11 protein-coding genes are annotated in these 17,328 nt (G+C 56.7%); 5 read left to right on the forward strand and 6 right to left on the reverse strand.

Annotation, left to right across the window (positions count from 1 at the left end; genetic code table 11):
• Positions 1-10: 10 nt before the first annotated feature.
• The 4 genes from EU557_RS20115 to EU557_RS20130 all read right to left on the reverse strand — a co-directional run bounded on the left by EU557_RS20115 (position 11) and on the right by EU557_RS20130 (position 3,788).
• Positions 11-403, reverse strand: a complete 393-nt coding sequence (locus EU557_RS20115; protein WP_135532275.1) for a hypothetical protein — start codon at positions 401-403, stop codon at positions 11-13.
• 177 nt (positions 404-580) lie between these two features.
• Positions 581-1,945, reverse strand: a complete 1,365-nt coding sequence (locus EU557_RS20120; protein WP_135532276.1) for a hypothetical protein — start codon at positions 1,943-1,945, stop codon at positions 581-583.
• A 113-nt stretch (positions 1,946-2,058) separates the two neighbouring features.
• Positions 2,059-2,784 carry a DUF4272 domain-containing protein gene (locus EU557_RS20125; RefSeq protein ID WP_135532277.1) on the reverse strand — a complete coding sequence of 242 codons (726 nt, stop codon included), beginning with the start codon at positions 2,782-2,784 and terminating at the stop codon, positions 2,059-2,061.
• 8 nt (positions 2,785-2,792) lie between these two features.
• Positions 2,793-3,788, reverse strand: a complete 996-nt coding sequence (locus EU557_RS20130; RefSeq protein WP_135532278.1) for a sugar phosphate nucleotidyltransferase — start codon at positions 3,786-3,788, stop codon at positions 2,793-2,795.
• Positions 3,789-3,996: 208 nt separating this feature from the next.
• On the opposite strand from EU557_RS20130, the gene EU557_RS20135 reads away from it, so the two are divergent.
• The 4 genes from EU557_RS20135 to EU557_RS20155 all read left to right on the forward strand — a co-directional run bounded on the left by EU557_RS20135 (position 3,997) and on the right by EU557_RS20155 (position 6,937).
• Positions 3,997-4,575, forward strand: a complete 579-nt coding sequence (locus EU557_RS20135; RefSeq protein ID WP_135532279.1) for a LemA family protein — start codon at positions 3,997-3,999, stop codon at positions 4,573-4,575.
• 95 nt (positions 4,576-4,670) lie between these two features.
• Positions 4,671-5,126 (forward strand): TPM domain-containing protein, encoded by a 456-nt coding sequence (locus EU557_RS20140; RefSeq protein ID WP_135532280.1) that lies wholly within the window; start codon positions 4,671-4,673, stop codon positions 5,124-5,126.
• On the forward strand, positions 5,123-5,968 hold the full coding sequence (locus EU557_RS20145) for a TPM domain-containing protein (protein ID WP_135532281.1): 846 nt from the start codon (positions 5,123-5,125) through the stop codon (positions 5,966-5,968). Before EU557_RS20140 ends, EU557_RS20145 begins: the two co-directional genes overlap by 4 nt.
• Positions 5,969-6,535: 567 nt before the next feature.
• Positions 6,536-6,937, forward strand: a complete 402-nt coding sequence (locus EU557_RS20155) for a hypothetical protein (RefSeq protein ID WP_135532283.1) — start codon at positions 6,536-6,538, stop codon at positions 6,935-6,937.
• A 258-nt stretch (positions 6,938-7,195) separates the two neighbouring features.
• On the opposite strand, the gene EU557_RS20160 is transcribed toward EU557_RS20155, so the two are convergent.
• The gene (locus tag EU557_RS20160) at positions 7,196-8,164 is read right to left on the reverse strand and encodes a PorP/SprF family type IX secretion system membrane protein (protein ID WP_135532284.1); all 969 of its coding nucleotides are present in this window, start codon (positions 8,162-8,164) and stop codon (positions 7,196-7,198) included.
• Positions 8,165-8,232: 68 nt separating this feature from the next.
• Complete coding sequence (locus EU557_RS20165; protein WP_135532285.1) at positions 8,233-13,125, reverse strand: T9SS type B sorting domain-containing protein; 4,893 nt, start codon at positions 13,123-13,125, stop codon at positions 8,233-8,235.
• A 643-nt stretch (positions 13,126-13,768) separates the two neighbouring features.
• Here EU557_RS20165 and EU557_RS20170 point away from each other — a divergent pair.
• Positions 13,769-17,278, forward strand: coding sequence for a PAS domain-containing protein (locus EU557_RS20170; RefSeq protein WP_167855290.1), 3,510 nt, complete (start codon positions 13,769-13,771; stop codon positions 17,276-17,278).
• Positions 17,279-17,328: the final 50 nt, after the last annotated feature.

The raw sequence follows: 17,328 nt of genomic DNA on the forward strand, positions 1-17,328 counted from the left end.
TTCTCGAAATCTAAAAGGGCGTAGTGCTCGCGTTAGTGGAGCCTTTGCGCAGAATCAGAGAGAAAATAAAGAACCAGAACAGGCCTAGAATGGCGTTCCAAGTGGCCAGCCAGTAGATGTAGCTGTGGTCTGTAACCTGCTGGGCGTGGGCCTGACTAACTGCCAAGCCGAAGGCAATTAGGCCGTTGATAACCAGGAAAATTGCCCAGTGCCGCCCCTTGTTAAAGGTAGCCACGCCCATCATCCGATTGATGACATAGTAGAATATCACCACTAGCGCCAGCGAAATGCCAATGTTCAGCAGTCCGATGTTGGGGAAAATTACGTCGCGGTATACGGGTGTGTCGGCGGGCGGCTGAGGGGCACCGATGAGTTCGTAAATGGAGCGGAATAGTGCTTTCATGGAAGGAAGTAGGACCAACGAGCCGTTGGCAATTCGTTGAACGATAAGGGCGGAACGAAATTGTAAGCACAGCCACAACTCAGTAGCTGAAGCATTCGGCTTCGTTAATGAACGAAAACCATTCCAATTGCGCTAAAATTCAGGCCCTGATAAAGTCCTGGGCAGGCCACTGAACATCTACTCAGCTGGCTGTAAGGTCAATGGCACTTCGAAAATGGGCTTTTTTTCTGCGCCGCCTTGCGCTTCTAAACCATCCAGCAGCGAGCTTAATGCGAAGGTTTTGGGAGCGGGTGTGGCGTCGTTCTTGGTGGTCCACTGGGCTACCCAGGCGGGACGCTGGTCTTGCAGGCGCAACACAAGTGGCCTAGCGGCCTTTGGCTGCTTGGTGAGGCGCACTTTGGCAAAGTGGGTGAACTTGCTTTCGGGGCCGCTACTGGCGCGGTTCTGGTCGGTAGCCGCAAACACATCGAGTAGCTTAGCGTCCGTATCCACGCCTTGCAACTTGAGGTTCTGCTTGAGGTAGGCGGCATCTTGGTACTGGCCGGGCAACTGGCCTAGGTCTAGGCCTACTACAAACTCTATGGGTTGCTGGGGTGAGGCTTCCGACACAGCTATTACACGGTACGACTCGGCGTTGCGCTTGCTGGCACCGGCGTCACCGTAGTACCAACTCCCTTTGTTCTGAAATTTGCTGAGCAGCGAGTAATTAGGCTGCGGATATGTGACGCCGAAGTGAGCTTGCTTAGCAGGCTGCTGCTCTAACAAGGCCGCGTCGAACTGCCGCACGGCACCGGCGGGACCCACCACCCAGATGTAGTACGGAATTTCGGTGTCGCAGCAATTGGTTTTCTTACCTGAGGCTACCAGCGCTGGGTAGTAGGTGCCCCGGAAATCGGAGGTGTACCCATACACCGACACGGCCAGATCCGACTTTTCGCCGCTTTGCGAAAGCGCATCGGCAATATCGGTCTTGATGTAAGGAATGGCGCCCGCGTTTTTCGGCGAGTAGATGAAGTCTGAAATCAGAATGCTTACGGTGCCGGGCCGGTAGTAATTCGTCATCAGCGTATCGAGCACCGAGGGTATATCAGTACTCTTGGCGGGCTGCTGAATGCCACTGCGCACCGTTCCGGAAATGGCCTGGTACGAGTCCTTATAGGGCCGCTCTTTGATGCGGTAGAAGGTTTTCTGCCGGGCGGCTGAGGTGCGGTTTACCTCCGAGAGAAACTGCGCTACATGTTGCTGAAACTTAGTATTCTCACCACCAGCACCGGTTTTAGGCATAAAGCCTTCCATCGACCCCGACACTTCCAGAAACACGTTCACGGCCTGTAAGGGTTGCGTGGTGGCAGCCTCAGCGGTTGGCTCTGGCGTTCTGACCGGTACAGCCCCCGGCACTTCGGTCGGTGGTACGTCGGAAGGCGTTTTGGTGGCTGTGCCCTCCTCCGTTTTCATATCGGAGCGGGAATAGCAGCCGGGTAACAGTAGCAGAGACAGGCCTAGAGCAGGCAGCAAGCGGGGAAAGGAAGAGAGGTAGCGCATTGGGCTAAAGTAACGACAATCTGCCCTCCTCGGATACATGTGGCGGTTCAGAAGTTACAGCCCATCCGTTTCTCTTTTCTGAAGTAGTGCTACTATCCGTCGGATAAAGAGAGTTACGTACCCATTTCCACGTCGTCCCATGCATACTGGCGGTTGTAAATCCACTCCAGCGCTTTCCGCCGCTCATATACTAGGGATTCCGAAACGGTGGCCGCCCGGCCGTGCATCCGTTCATCTACACAGTACCAGTGCAGCCGGTAATAAAAGTCCAGCATCCGGTACAGCTCAGCTGCTGGTCTTAGGGCGTTAAGGGTAGCAAGCTTTTCATTGCTCTGCCCGCGCTCTAGGTTTGGTAGCAACGACGCCATGTTATCGCCGCACCACTTACCGGGGTCCAGATCAGGCACCATACGCGTTGCCCACATCATAGCCCACAAGCTTTCCAGGTTCCAGCGCAAGTTTGCTAACTCCTGCTCCGTCAGATGCTCATCATCCTTTGCTAATATGGCCGCCTCTTCCGGCGAAAGGTGGCCTAGCAGGTTTTCCTTCGCGAGCCATGCGCTTATGACTGCAACTGGCGCCTGAAAGGAAATATTGATAAGTGCATTTACTACGCTCATGCGGCCACGAACATCCACTACCTCGCGTAGTTCTGGTGCATCTAGTAATGGCAGCCAGTCGCAGATACGCCCACCAAGTGCCAGTACCTTCGCTTCAGACTCCTTTTTAACACGCTGACGGAACTGCTCAGTTATATCTTCATTAGGCAACGAATGAGGTTGCTGCTCTGCTGGTGTGCTTGCAACTAGGCCCAGCAGTTTCTTCAGAGAATGGAGCATAGCGGCTATTAGCTGTAATCAATCTCCGTGTTGTCGCCGATATTGAGGCTGTGGCGGGTGCCTTTGAACAGGGCGTCGGAGCCGACGATGCAGTCGTGCATGACGGCGGAGCGCAGCTCGCTGTAGGAGCCGATGATGGAGTCGCTGAGGATGGTATTCTTGACGATGGTCCGGTCGCCAATGGCCACGTTGGGGCCGATGATGGAGTTGCTGATCTGGCAATCCTTCCCGATGCTGACCGGTGGGATAATGATGGTATCAGGGAACTGCGGTACCTGGCCTAGAAACTCCGGCACGTTGAGCAGGCGGGCATTGGCCTCCAGCAGGCTTTCCTTGCGACCACAGTCAAACCAGTTATCCACCGAAACGGTGCTCATGTCGGCCCCGTCCTGAATCATGAGCATGAGCGCATCGGTGAGCTGAAACTCGCCATGGGTGCGCTGGTCCTGATCAATGATGCGCTCCAGGGCCGAGGCCAGCCAGTCGGGGTTGGCAATTTTATAGAGGCCTACGAGGGCGAAGTTCGACTTGGGAATGCGCGGCTTCTCCACCACTTTGGTTACGCGGCCATTGCTGGCAGTTTCTACCAGGCCAAACATGGAGGGCGTTTTCACTTCCTTCACGGCCAGCACCGTGCCTTCCGTGCGCATCACGGCGGGCAAGTCTACGTCAACGATTGTGTCGCCGAGCAAGATCAGGATGCCGTCGGCTTCGTGGCGAAACTGGTCGCGGGCCAGCCACAGGGCGTGCGCAATACCTTCGCGGGGCTCTTGCACCACAAAAGAGCTGCGCAGCTGCGGATATTGGCGGCGCACGTAGCTTTCAATTTTCTCGCCCAAGTAGCCAATAATGAACACGAACTCCTCCACCCCGGCGCTAACGAGCCGGTCAATAATGTGGCCGAGAATAGTATTGCCAGCCACGGGCACCAGCGATTTGGGCTGGGTGTGCGTGTGCGGCCGCAGGCGCGACCCAATACCGGCAACAGGAATAACTGCTTTCATGAACAATGAGCGTGGCGTAAGCACGCAAAATAGTGAATTGAGGCGGGAGCCAGCTATAACACAACCGCTATTGTCTGAATCCGTACTTTGCAGCGCACCGGTTCGCATCAACTCGATGGCTCCCGGCAGTAACCGGCTGACCTGGCCTAGGGTTCAGCAAACTTCACATCGTTTCTCCTTTTCCCAACTTCCTACCTCTTTCCCAATCATGAAACGCTTTCTCCTCTACTTCGCGGGCCTGGTAATTCTGCTCTCGCAATCTTCGTGTGGCTACAATGGCATGGTAAGCCGCGACCAGGCCGTGAAGGCTCAATGGGCCAACGTACAAAGCGCCTACCAGCGCCGTTCCGACCTGATTCCGAACTTGGTAAACACCGTGAAAGGCGCCGCCAACTTCGAAAAGTCGACCCTGACCGACGTTATCAACGCCCGCGCTAAAGCTACCAGCGTGCAACTCAACGCTGAGAACCTGACGCCCGAAAATCTGCGACAGTTCCAGGAAGCCCAAAGCCAAGTAGGAGCTGGCCTAGGCCGCCTGTTAGCCGTGTCAGAAAACTACCCCGAGCTGAAGGCTAATGCCAACTTCCAGGAGCTACAGGCTCAGATTGAGGGCACGGAAAACCGCATCAACGTGGAGCGGAACAAGTTCAACACCGTTACCAACGACTACAACGGCTTCGTGAAGTCGTTCCCCAACAACTTGTTTTCGGGTATGTTCGGCTTTAAAGAGAAGCCCTACTTCGAGGCTGACCCAGCTTCGCAGAAAGCACCTACTGTACAGTTCTAATTGAGTTGCCAGTTGCCAGTAGTCGGTTGCCAGTTTGTTTGTACTTCACTGACAGTCGCTTACTGGCAACTGGCAACCGTCAACTCGCAACTGACATGACTAACCCGCTAACCCCAGAGCAAGAAGCGGCCCTTGTGGCCGCCATCAAGCAGGCGGAAATCACCACCTCTGGTGAAATACGTGTGCATCTGGAAGACACCTGCCCCACCCCCGAGCCCCTCGACCGCGCCGCCCAAGTGTTTGCCGATTTGGCCATGCACAAAACGGCTCAGCGCAATGGGGTGCTCTTTTACATGGCCTGGGAGAGCCGCCAGTTTGCCGTTATCGGTGACATTGGCATCAACTCCATGGTGCCCGACGACTTCTGGGAGACCACCAAAGAAACCGTGCTGCAACTCTTCCGGTCTGAGCGCTACGTGAATGGCCTGGAGCAAGGGGTGCGCATGGTGGGTGAGCAACTGCAACGGTACTACCCGTACAATGCCGCCACCGACAAAAACGAACTTGACGACTCTATCTCGTTTGGCGACTCCAAGCCGCCACGTGTATGATCCACTTACTCTCCCTTGCGTATCGCCGTTGGCTGCTAGTACTGGTGTTGCTGCTGGCCTTTGTGCCCGCCCTCAGCCAGCTGGCGCTAGGCCAAGACGTTTCGCCCCGTCCCAATCCACCTCGCCTTGTTAATGACCTGGCTGGGATGCTGCGCCCCGAAGAGGTGCAGCGGCTGGAAGATAAACTGGTGGCCTACAACGACTCCACCTCCTCCCAGATAGCCGTAGTGACCGTGCCCACGCTCGGCGACTACGAAATTGCCGACTATGCCCAGAAGCTCTACGAGACCTGGGGCATCGGCCAGAAGAACAACAACAATGGCGTGCTGATCTTGGTAGCGCAGCAAGAGCGCCAGGTACGGATTCAGCCAGGCTATGGCCTGGAAGGTGCTATACCTGATGCGCTAGCCAAAAGAATCATCTCGAATACCATAGCGCCTGCCTTCAAGGAAAACCGATATTACGACGGCATTGACCGCGCCACTGATCAGCTGATTGCGCTAGCGAAAGGCGAATACAAAGCTGACCCTAGCACCATGCCCCAGCGGCAGCGCAGCCGTGATACCAGCGGCTCCGGCTGGACGTTCTGGCTGATTATTGGCATGTTGATTCTGTTTATACTGCTCCGTAACCGGGGCGGCGGAGGCGGTGGCCGCCGCAACCGCGGCTTCGGTGGCTCTATGATTCCGCCCGTCATCTTCGGCGATTTCAGCGGCGGCCGTGGCGTGTTCGGCGGCGGTGGCTTCGGTGGTGGAGGCGGTTTTGGGGGCGGCGGAGGTGGTGGTTTTGGCGGCTTTGGGGGCGGAAGCTCCGGCGGCGGCGGCGCCAGCGGCAGCTGGTAGAGTTAGCATAGGATATAGAATATTAAAAAAGCCCTTAAGCACACATGCTCAAGGGCTTTTTTAATTCATACTCGCATTACTCTTGCTTTTTTGTAAACATTAAAATGTCTACTTGAACTACGTTTGAGTAGTATACTCCTTCTCCTATTGCGCCATGCGTAGGCTTCTCCAATCCTTCCTGTTTCTTGCTGTAGCTTGCTTGCTTTTCTGGCTGGTTCAACAAGGATATAACGCTGCTACGCGCAAGCCTGAAAGTCCAGTTGTGCTATTCGCCTCCTTTGAATCTGGGGTCAATGGCAGCTGGCTGCAGCTGCGCACGGACTCTACGTTTGATTTTACTCGAGCCTCCCTTGTGGGTGATGACGATGTTACACGCGGAAACTATCAGCGAATGGACAGCATACTTCAACTCGACCGACTGCCGACACAGGGTATGCTGAAAAGCCGTACGCTCTTGATCCGGTCTAACTCGCAGCACAAACCCTCAAGTGTGTGGCAACTCGATAAAAATGGGCAGGTAGACTCTTCCCTAGCTGTTTTTACCGTGTACTAAACATAAAACGACTTATGGGACAGAATCTTGCTTTAGAAATAAAAGTCATTCAGCGTTTTATCAACAAGGCAAAACAAGACCGCTACATACAGTTTGTGAGCTCACCGAGGAACCGGAGAAAGTTTATTGCGGACCTATCGCATAGCGGTTTTCTGAAAGAAGAAACTTTTGAAATAGTCAACGGCATTGAAGAACAGGTGATTCGCCAAGCACTTCAGCGACACAGCGTAACAGCCAGCACGTGTTACGTCATTAGCGATAACCCACGCATTGATGCGCAGATCCTCGAGATAAGTGAGGCCATCCGAGTGACCGTAGGGCGGGGACTGGGGACTCTTCTCGTATTCGGCGACGCAGCGCTTGTATACTATGAGTCCGAGACGATGAACATCCGCTATATCAGCACAGCAGGCTAAGCCAGGTGAAACAGGATTTCTAAAATAGAGGACACGTGTAGGTAGTGCTATATCATTCTCAAAATAGTTGCTTTACATAAGTTTAGTTATACTCCTCGCCTTGGAAATACTCAAATCTCTAAACCCCTACTGTTGACTTATCAGATCTGTATTTTTCTCATAGCGGCTAAAGCTTCATTACTCTGCCGTATCGTTACAGTGGCCTAGCAAGCTACAACGGAGCTGTCAGCATAGACCTCTATGTGATGTAGGTAACTTCTACCAGAACCGGTTGGTACATACCACCTGTGCTTTTTTCTTGAGGCGCAGGCCAAGCAGTATCTCGTGGCTGCCGCCATGGTAGCCGGCCAGTTGGGAAAGACCTGCATCATAAGAATAGCCCACCGTGAGCTGCTCATAGCTGAGGCCCACCATGCCCACGAACGAGTCGAAGGCGCGCCACGAGACGCCAGCCCAGAGCAGATCCTGGTACTTGAGCTTGGCGTTTAGGTCAACTGAAAGTGGAGCCGGTTGCACTGCCTTCAACAGCACCGACGGTACCAACGACCAATCATCGCTAAGCGGCACCCGCACCCCACCCGTGGCGAAGTAATGGCGCTTCAAGGAGTTGCCCTCACCTGCATCAAGCGAGTTGGGCCCGTAGGAGAAGTCAAGCTTATTGGCCAGCAGTTGCGCGCCCGATACCCCAAAGTAAAAATCGGAGCTGTATATCCACAGGCCTACCGACCCATCAAACACCCGCGAGGCGGCACTAGCTGCTACAGTGGTGGGGTCTAAGAACTGCAGTTTCTGCCCATCAACGGCAAACTGCTGCATGCCCGCCGACACGCCCAATGCCGCTCGCAGGTTGGGCCGCAGCACCAGGTTATACGCGTAAGAAAGATAGGCCCCGGTCCGGCTGGTGGGCCCAGTTTCGTCCCTGTATACTAGGCCACCTATAGCATGAAATGGGCGACGCCGGTCGCGCAGGGTGCGCTTACTGGTGGTGCGCCACTTGCCCAGCGAGGAGCTGGCACTGGCATAGTATGTCTTAGGAGCCCCTTCTAGGCCAGTCCACTGGGTGCGGTAGCTGAACTTAACGTCAATGTAATCTTCAACCCCAGTTGCGCCGGGGTTGAGGATGTAATTGTTGTTCATGTATTGGCTGTACTGCGCCTGCTGCTGGGCCAGGGCCGGCACGGCGGCTACTAGCAGCGGGAGCAGCAGTAGAGTTAAAGCTCTTTTCATATCAGTAGTTGCCTGAATGCTGATCAAGAAGATAGTCCTGCTGCGGCATGCCGCAGCAGGACATTTTATTAATACAGAACCGTAATCGAACCGCTGTACGACTTACCCAGCGGGCCCTTCGTCACGACCACGTAGTAGTAAGTACCTACCGGAGCGGGCTTACCGTTCATGTCGCCGCGCCATTCGTTGGCCCGGCTGTAGTTCTCGGCGGAGAAGATCTTATTGCCCCAGCGGTTGAACACGGTCACCGTGTTTTCGGGGAACTGCTCAATGAACTCAATCTGCCAGGTGTCGTCGCGGCCGTCATCATTCGGGGTGAAGGCATTGGGAATCCGGATGGCCGGACGCACCGTTATCGTTACCTGGTCGCTGTCGGCGCAGCCTCCTTCTCCAGCCGAGAGAGTGTAAGTGGTTGTTTCTGTGGGCGAGGCAATAGGCCGCAAAGGGTCGTTGTTCCGGAAGCTCAGGCTCGCCTGTGGCGTCCAGGTTACGGGGTAGTTACCGTCGGCGCGGCCTTCCAGCGTGATAGAGGTGCCCGCCAGAATTTCACGGTCGGGGCCGGCATCCACGTCAACTGGTGGCTGAATCCGCACGGGCACGCCATTAGAAGTCACTTCCACTGGCTGGCTGCACGTGTTGGTGGTGCGTAGGCGCAGCGTCACGGTCTGGCCTTCGCGCAGCGTAGTGCTAGTGAAAACTGGGCCCGTAGCCCCCGGCACATCGTTGCCATTCACCTGCCACTGATACTGAGGGGCCGGGCCGGCTTCCGTCACATTAGCAATGCTGAACGTGAGAGGCGCGCCTAAGCAAACGGGCCCGCCGGGCTGCACACTGATAGCCAAGGTAGGCAGCGGCGTAGGGGTGCGCGTCACCGTGACCGTGGCCACGGCCGGCCCCGTGCTGCACAGTCCCGCCGTAGCCGTTACCTCAACGGTCACTTGGTCGCCGGTGACGAGCGTGCTGCTGGTAAAGGTGGGGCCGCTGGCCACAGCGGCGTTGTTAACGAGCCAGCGAAACGTAGGGGCCGGGCCAGCATTCGTAAACACAGCCGTAAAGGTGAGCGGCGTACCGGGGCACTGCACGGGCGGCGTGGCCAGGGTTACGGTAGGCGTAACGGCTGGCTGCACCAGGATTGTCACCACGTTTGAAACCACCGTTGCGCAAGAGCCCGTCCCCGAAGTTACCCGTCGCCGGAAGTAAGTGGTTGCGGTAAGCGGACCCGGCGCAAAAGTGCCCTCAGTGGCGCCAGATATGGTAGTCCAGTTCGAGTTATCGGCTGATGACTCCCACTGATACGCATAGGTGCCAGTGCCCCCCGTGGCCGCGCCGCCGCTGGTAAGCGGCGCCGGCGCAGTACCAGTACAGATTTCCTGATTCGCGCCAATACCCCCAGCCGTCAACACGGGTAGCACTGTCAGGATTACAGTGTTAGAATACTCTGGCCCACAGCTTCCCGATGTTACCCGGCGTCGGAAATAAGTAGTGACCGTAAGAGGACCGGGCGCGAAGTCGGCACCAGTTGCACCTGCTATAGCCGTCCACGTCGACCCATTCGGCCCCGTCTCCCACTGATAGGTGAAGGTGCCTGTACCGCCCGTAGCCGGTGCCGTGCTCGTAAGCGGGGCAGGTGTGGCCCCGATACACACCGTTTGGTCGGCGGCAATGCTACCAGCGGTTAGCGCCGGTAACACAGTAATGGTAACGACATTGGATACAATTGGTCCGCAAGCTCCGGCAGTTACCCGGCGCCGAAAGTACGTAGTAGCCGACAACGGGCCAGGGGCGAACGTGGGGTCGGTAGCGCCAGCTACAGCGCTCCAGTTCGAGTTGTCGGCTGATGATTCCCATTGATAGGCGAAGGTGCCCGAGCCGCCCGTGGCCGGAGCCGTGCTCGTAAGCGGAGCCGATGTAGCACCAGGGCATAAAGTCTGGTCAGCAGCGATAGTGCCTGCGGTTAGCGCTGGCAACACAGTTATGATGACGGTATTTGAAGGCGTGGTAGAGCACCCCCCTGAAGTTACCTGACGCCGGAAGTAGGTGGTAGCCGTGAGTGGTCCAGGAGTGAAGTCAGCACCTGTTGCACCCGAGATGGCTGCCCACGTAGTGTTGTTGGCTGATGACTCCCACTGATAGGCAAACGTACCCGTACCACCGGTGGCCGGGGCAGTGCTCGTGAGCGGAGCTGGAGTAGCGCCAGCACACAAGGTCTGGTCGGCGGCAATGCTACCGGCTGTAAGCGCGGGCAACACCGTCAGAGTAACCACCGGTGAGTATATGGGGCCACAGGCCCCCGTATTAACTGCGCGCCGGAAGTACGTAGTGACCGTAAGCGGCCCAGGCGCAAAAGTTAGGCTGGTAGCGCCAGCTATAGCCGTCCAGGTAGTATTGTTGGTTGACGACTCCCACTGATAAGCAAAGTTGCCGTTACCTCCGCTAGCTCCAGCCGTGCTGGTAAGCGGAGCAGGAGTAGCGCCAGGACATAATGTTTGGTCGGCGGCAATGGTACCGGCTGTTAGTACCGGTGCCACGATGATGGTAACCACATTGGAGACGGCCGGAGCACAAGCAGTGCCTGAGCTTGCCCGACGCCGGAAGGAGGTTGTTGCAGTAAGCGGACCAGGTGCGAAGGTTTCGCCGGTGGCGCCGTTGACGAGTACCCAGATAGTGTTATCGGTTGATGACTCCCATTGGTAATCAATGGTACCCGCGCCACCCGTGGCCGGGGCCGTACTAGTGAGGGGGGCAGGCGTGCCGCCGGCACACACAGTTTGGTCAGCAGCAATAGTACCAGGTACTATGGCCGGCACCACCGTAATAGTGACAACGTTGGAGGACGTGGTGGTGCAAGGGCCGGAAGTTACCTGACGCCGGAAGTAAGTAGTGGCGCTAAGTGGCCCTGGCGCAAAGGTTTCACTAGTAGCATTACCAACGGGTGTCCAGTTGGTATTGTCGGCTGACGACTCCCACTGATAGGCAAACGTGCCCGTGCCACCGGTAGCCGGGGAAGTGCTCGTGAGCGGCGCTACGGGGCTACCGGCACAAACAGTCTGGTCGGCGGCAATGGTGCCCGCTACTACGGCTGGCGTAATAGTGATGGCGACTGAAGCAGTAAAGCTAGGCGTACAGTAAGGGCCCGATTGGTCGGGCAACAGCAGTAGAGCGCGCCGCCGGAAATAAGTTATACCAACGGGTAGAGAAGCGGATGGCTGATAGGTTGGTCCGGTGGCAGCACCGGGAGCATTTGTCCAAGTAGCATTATCTGTTGACGTTTCCCATTGGTACACGAGTGGTAGGCCAGCGTCACCCGAAGCATCGACGGAGCTAGTTAACGGAGCCGGGGCTGTGCCTGCGCATAGCGTTTGCGGGCTGGCGATGTTCCCCGGGTTCGGCAAATTTGGTACTTGAATGGTGCCCGAGCTTTCGCGGCAAAAGCAGTTAGTCGTGATGCGTAGTGTCACGGTGTAGTTGCCGGGAGTAGCGTACACGTGAACGGGATTTTCTTCGGTTGAGGTGCTCCCGTCACCAAACGTCCAGGCATAAGTCTTCCCGTCGAAGTCAATGGGCGGGGCTCTAAAGGATATTTGCCGACACCCTGTTATCTGCGCACTAGGCCCCACGCGCAGCAGGGAGCTTTGGTTGAAGTTGACCAGGCCTAGGCCACTCAGGCGAGTGCCGCCTAGCTGCAGGCTATCATCGGCGTAGCCAATTTTGGCCCCGAGCGAGTCGGGGAAGGGAATAAAGCCTACGGCGGGTTGGTTGTCGCGGGCTACGTAAATCTTACCATCGGGCGCGGTCTGCATTGAGCCCAGATCGGCCGGTGTCTTCTGCTTAAGCGGAATATCCAGCTTGGTAACTGGCCCGTTGCCGCTAATGTCGAATTGCAGCAGTTTAGGAGGGTTGCGCACCGTGGCATAGAGGTAGCTGCCGGGCGAAAAGCTCACACCGTAGTATTTGCCGGCCCCACTGTCCACGATGTACGGCACCTGCGGGTTGGCGCTTACCTGGCCCGTGCCAGTGTCAAAGTTGAACAGCTCGACGGTGCTACTGCTGTCGCCCACTGCTTCGCTATAGCGGGCCAGAGCCAGCCGTTGCCCTTCAGGGGTCACCCTCATCTGGCCTTTGTAGCCCAGGGCCGCCACGCTCGGCGCGTGCAGGCTACCGACGGTTGAAATAATGGGAGTAGTGTCTACGCCGGTTGTTCGCACACGATAGGCCAGGAAGGCATTACCCCGGTTGTTAAAGCCGGTTTTGGCGCTACCCCAGCCGTGCGCAATAACCCAAATATCGCAGCCGTTTTTATGGAATACACCCGTTAACTTCTCCGCGGTGCCGCGGGCCAGGGGCGTGTTTTTGGTGGCGGCAATCACGGTGCCTGGTCCACCACCCGCAGGAATCTCTATTTCCGAATAGCTTAGGCCAACGGTGTCTTTCAGGGTGAAGAGCAGGTAACGCGTAGGTTGGCCCGCCGTGACTAGACCCGGTAGCTTGATAGGCAGGGGGCCATCGGTAGTGAAAATGCTGCCCGCCAGCCCTGTGCCGTTAGTCATCACGGTGCCGTCTCCGTTCCAAACGGTTTCGCCGTTGCTGTAAAAGAGAATTTTGCCGTCTTTATCCGACATCACCCCCGAGCCGGCAGGGGCATCCATGTCTCCATCCGTGAGCACCTTCGGTAGAGAGTCGGCGGAGGCCTGATTGAAATCTAGCCCCGCTTTAAAACCGAAATACCAGGTGTTGGCAAACTTCTCATCGGCCGCGCACTCAGGGGATGTTGCTTGCGCAAGAGCCGTGGTAGCCGCGCCGCTCAGCAGTAGAATAGCCAGCGTTAACAGCCAACTCGCCGCCCGCTGTAGCGGCCGAAAGACGCTGGTATTGCCAGGGCATGCTGACTGGCCTAGCGAAGAAGTATGCTGGAACGAAAATGCGGTAGTAGGTAGGGCAGGATGCAGTAAGTTTTCGGGCATAGAGAGGCAAGTAAGCAGGCGAAGTAGTAAGCGGATACTCAAAAAGATAAGTATTACTCACTGCCCTTAAGGAACGAAACCTGATAGCGAATTAGTGCTTAGAAAAACTCAACTATCCGGTTTTAGTAAAGCTAAGCACTGCCCGCCAGCTTTGTGCAAACTAATATCCGAATAGTGCCGCAACTTCCTCTATTCAATACCGTCTAGCTTAGCGAAGCCAACTTCCTGCTGTGACTTCGTATTTGCCGCTTTCAACCCACTCCTTCCCCTTTTCCCGCCGGCTTCTGGTTTGCCATCTTTATTGCCCTTCGGCACCAACGCCAGCGGCAGCAAGTACGCTTTTCTTACAGCGTTGTATTGGAAATTGCCTCAGGAAAACCTGGGGTTAACTAGTCTGTTGGCTACTCTACAAGTACTCTTATTATGTTGCCACATGTGACTGACGCCTTTCATTAGCAACAGTTACTCTTATCTTAGTAAGCGCGGCTTCGTGAGGCAGCTTTCAGTAATCAATAGTAGCCAACCAGAGGCCAGGGCAAGCCCCTGCATTCATATGCAAGAACCACCTTTTGCAGGGCTCTCTTCGCAGGAACACACGTATCAAAACACGTATCAAAAGCTGCAGCCAGAAGTCGTCTCAAACATGCGTCGATCCGAGGAGCAATTTCGACTGCTAGTAACTGCCAGTGCCGATATGGTGTTCAAAATGAGCGCCGACTGGCGCCACATGCATCAACTTGTCGGCCAAGACTTCTTGGCTACCTCCCCCGCCACTACAAGCTCGTGGCTACAAACCTATTTGCCAGCTGATGAGCAAGCTCCCACATCGGCTATTATTGCGGAGGCTATTCGCACCAAAAGCTTATTTGAGCACGAACATCGGGTTATCCGCGCCGATGGCTCCGTGGGGTGGGTACACTCCCGGGCAGTACCCGTACTCAGCGCGCAGGGCGACATTGTGGAGTGGCTAGGCACGGCCCAAGATATTACCTCCCGCAAGCAAGCCGAGCAGGAGTTGTTGCGTCTGAAAGACGAAGTAGCCCAACGTGCCCAAAACAACTACCGAACTTTGTTCAATGCCATTGACGAGGGCTTTTGCGTGTTAGAGCTGCAATTCGACGCCGATGGCAATGCCGTAGACTGGATCTATCGTGAAGCCAACCCTGCCTTTGAACTGCAAACCGGCTACCACAATCCCGTAGGCCAGCGCATTAGCTACTTCCAGCCTAACCTTGAGCGCAGTTGGTTCGATCAGTTTGCGCAGGTTGCTAGAACTGGTGAGCCAACGCGTTTTGAGCAGCAAACTTCTGCCATGAACCGCTGGTACGATGTGTATGCCTTTCGCGTGGGAGATGCCAACCACCACTTGGTGTCACTGTTGTTTACGGACATAAGCGAGCGAAAACGTCAAGAGCACAGGCAAGCCTTCCTGCTGCAGCTCGACGACCGATTACGGCCGCTGTCTGACCCGATTGATATTCAGTATCAGGCTGCATGCGCGCTAGGCCAGTACCTGGGGGCTAGCCGGGTGGGCTACGCCGAGGATCAGGGCGACGATGCCCACATTGTGGTCACGCGCAATTACACCCAGGTTGGCGTGCCCAGCATCGAGGGCCGTTATCACTACAACGACTACGGCCCTGCATTACTTGCCGCTTTTAAGGAAGGGCGAACTGTGGTGCGCCCCGATATTGCCAACGACCCCACGCTCACCGATGAGGAGAAACAGGCCCATGCCGCGCTCCAGCTGGGCGCCACCGTCAATGTGCCGCTACGCAAAGATGGGCAGCTCATTGCAGTGCTGTTCATGCACTACCCGGTAGCCCACGCCTGGACTGGCCCCGAGTTAGCCCTACTAGAGGACACGGCTGAGCGCACCTGGGCAGCAGTAGTGCGTAGCCGCACCGAGGCGGCCCTACGCGACAGCGAAGAGCGATTCCGCAACTTGGTGGTAGCGCATGCCTATGCCATATGGGAAACTGAAGCTGACGGGCAGATAGTGGAGGATAGTCCCAGCTGGCGGAGTTACACTGGCCAGAGCCTAGACGAATGGCTGGGCTTCGGCTGGCTCGATGCCATCTATCCTGAGGACCGGGACTATGCCAGACGCCAGTGGCAGGAGGCGGTGGCAGTGGAAGGCACAGTTAATGCTGAATTCCGAGTGCGCTCGGCCGCTGGCGGTTACCGCTGGACCAACGTGCGCGCCACCCCTATCCGGGATGCGCAGGGCCGTATCAGCAAGTGGATGGGCATGAACATCGACATCCAGAACCAGAAAACAACCGACGAAGCCTTGCGCCAATCGGAAAAGCGCCTGCGCATTGCACTGGAAGCCGCCAAGCTGGGCACCTGGAACTGGAACGTAACCACGGACGAAATTCTCTGGAACGCCCGCCATTACCAGCAGTTTGGCCTAGAGACCAGCCCCGGCCCACTAACCTCTACGGACTTCGCACGCCACCTGCACCCCGACGACCGCGCCGCCGTGCTACAGCGCCTGCAAGACGCCGTAGATGAGCATGGCTTGTTCGAGGCTGAATTTAGAATAATTACGGCCCAAGGCACAGTACGCTGGATGAGCAGCCACGGCCAAGCCACTGATACGGGTCCCAACGGCCGCGCTCGCCGCATGAGCGGGGTGCTGCTCGACATCACAGAGAGCAAGCAGGCTGAGCAACAGCAGCAGGAACTGGCCGCCTCACTAGAGCGCAAGGTAAAGCGCCGCACCCAGGCCCTGCAGGAAAGTCGCGACCTGCTCCAATCCGTCTACGACACCAGTCTTATCGGCATGGCCGTGCTGAAAGCGGAGCGTGATGCCTCCGGTAGTATTGAGGATTTCACCTTCGTGTCTGTTAATCGTAAGCTGCAGCAGGAAACTGGACACGACGATTTGGTGGGCCAGCGCTTCACTTCCATTTTTCCGGGCATTGAGTTCAACGGGCTGCTGACAATAATGTGTCGTGCGGTGGAAACCGGCGAGCCGCAGCAAACCGAGTACTATTACCCACACGAAGACTTTCGGCAGTGGTATTCGTCGATGTATGTGCAGCTCGGCGACGGTGTGGTGGTTACTACTCTCAATATCACTGAGCGCAAACTGGCTGAAGAAGAGCGCCTGCGTCAATTCACCTTGTTGCAACAGGCTGAGTCGGTTGCGCAGTTGGGTAGTTGGGGGTACGAGCCGGCCGTAGGTACCTTGCGGTGGTCGGCGGGCATGTATCGCCTCTTTGGTTTACCGGAGGGCAGCCCCGTAACTCCTAGTATTTACCTCGACTACGTGGTGCCGGAAGACCGCCCAGTGGCCGAGCGGCTGGTGCACTGCCTCACGCAGGAGCCTTGTGATTCAGAAGTAACGCTACGGCTGCGCATAGCCGATAAGGTGAAAACCATGTGCGTTAAAGCGGTGGTACTGGCGGCCGCCCCGGAGCAGCCCGCCCGCTTGCTTGGCGTAGACCTGGACATTTCCACTGTGCACCGCCTAGAGCAAGACAACCTGCGCATGCGCCTGGAGCAGCAGCAGGCGTTGTTTAACGTTGTGCTGGAAGCGCAAGAGGCGGAGCGCAAGCGTATCGGAGAAGCTCTGCACAACGGAGTAGGCCAGCTGCTCTACGCCACTAAGCTTCAACTCGATCAGACCCGGACGCAGGTGCCTGAAGCCGCCTGGACCCGCGCCCACGGCCTGCTCGCCGACGCTATTCGCCAGACCCGTGCCATCTCACACGAACTAGTGCCCTTGGTGCTGACGGAGTTTGGGCTGGAAGTAGCAGTTCAAGACATTTGCCGGACGCTCAGCACGGCACAGCTGATCTTCGAGTGCCACATCGCGCTCGACGAGTTGCCCCGGCCCCTGCCCCAGCAGTTACAGGTGGCTCTATACCGCATGGCCCAGGAACTCGCCCAGAACATTGTCAGGCATGCCCAGGCCACAGAAGCCAGCTTAGCACTAGAAGCAGTACCCGGCTACATACTGCTTCGCGCTGAGGATAACGGGGTAGGGTTTCCGGCCAAGGGAGCCACCAGCATAGGCCTAGGCTTACGTAGTATCCGCGACCGGGTAGCCCTGCTAGGTGGCATTGTGGATGCTGGCTCCTCGCCACGAGTAGGCACGTACGTGCGCATCCGCATTCCCTTCTTCATTGACCCGGCTCATTAGCCAAAGCAGGCTTATCGATGTTCACTCCGGTCAGATGCTTGATATTCCGG

It is taken from the genome of Hymenobacter wooponensis (assembly GCF_004745865.1).
In the GTDB taxonomy this organism is placed as follows: domain Bacteria; phylum Bacteroidota; class Bacteroidia; order Cytophagales; family Hymenobacteraceae; genus Hymenobacter; species Hymenobacter wooponensis.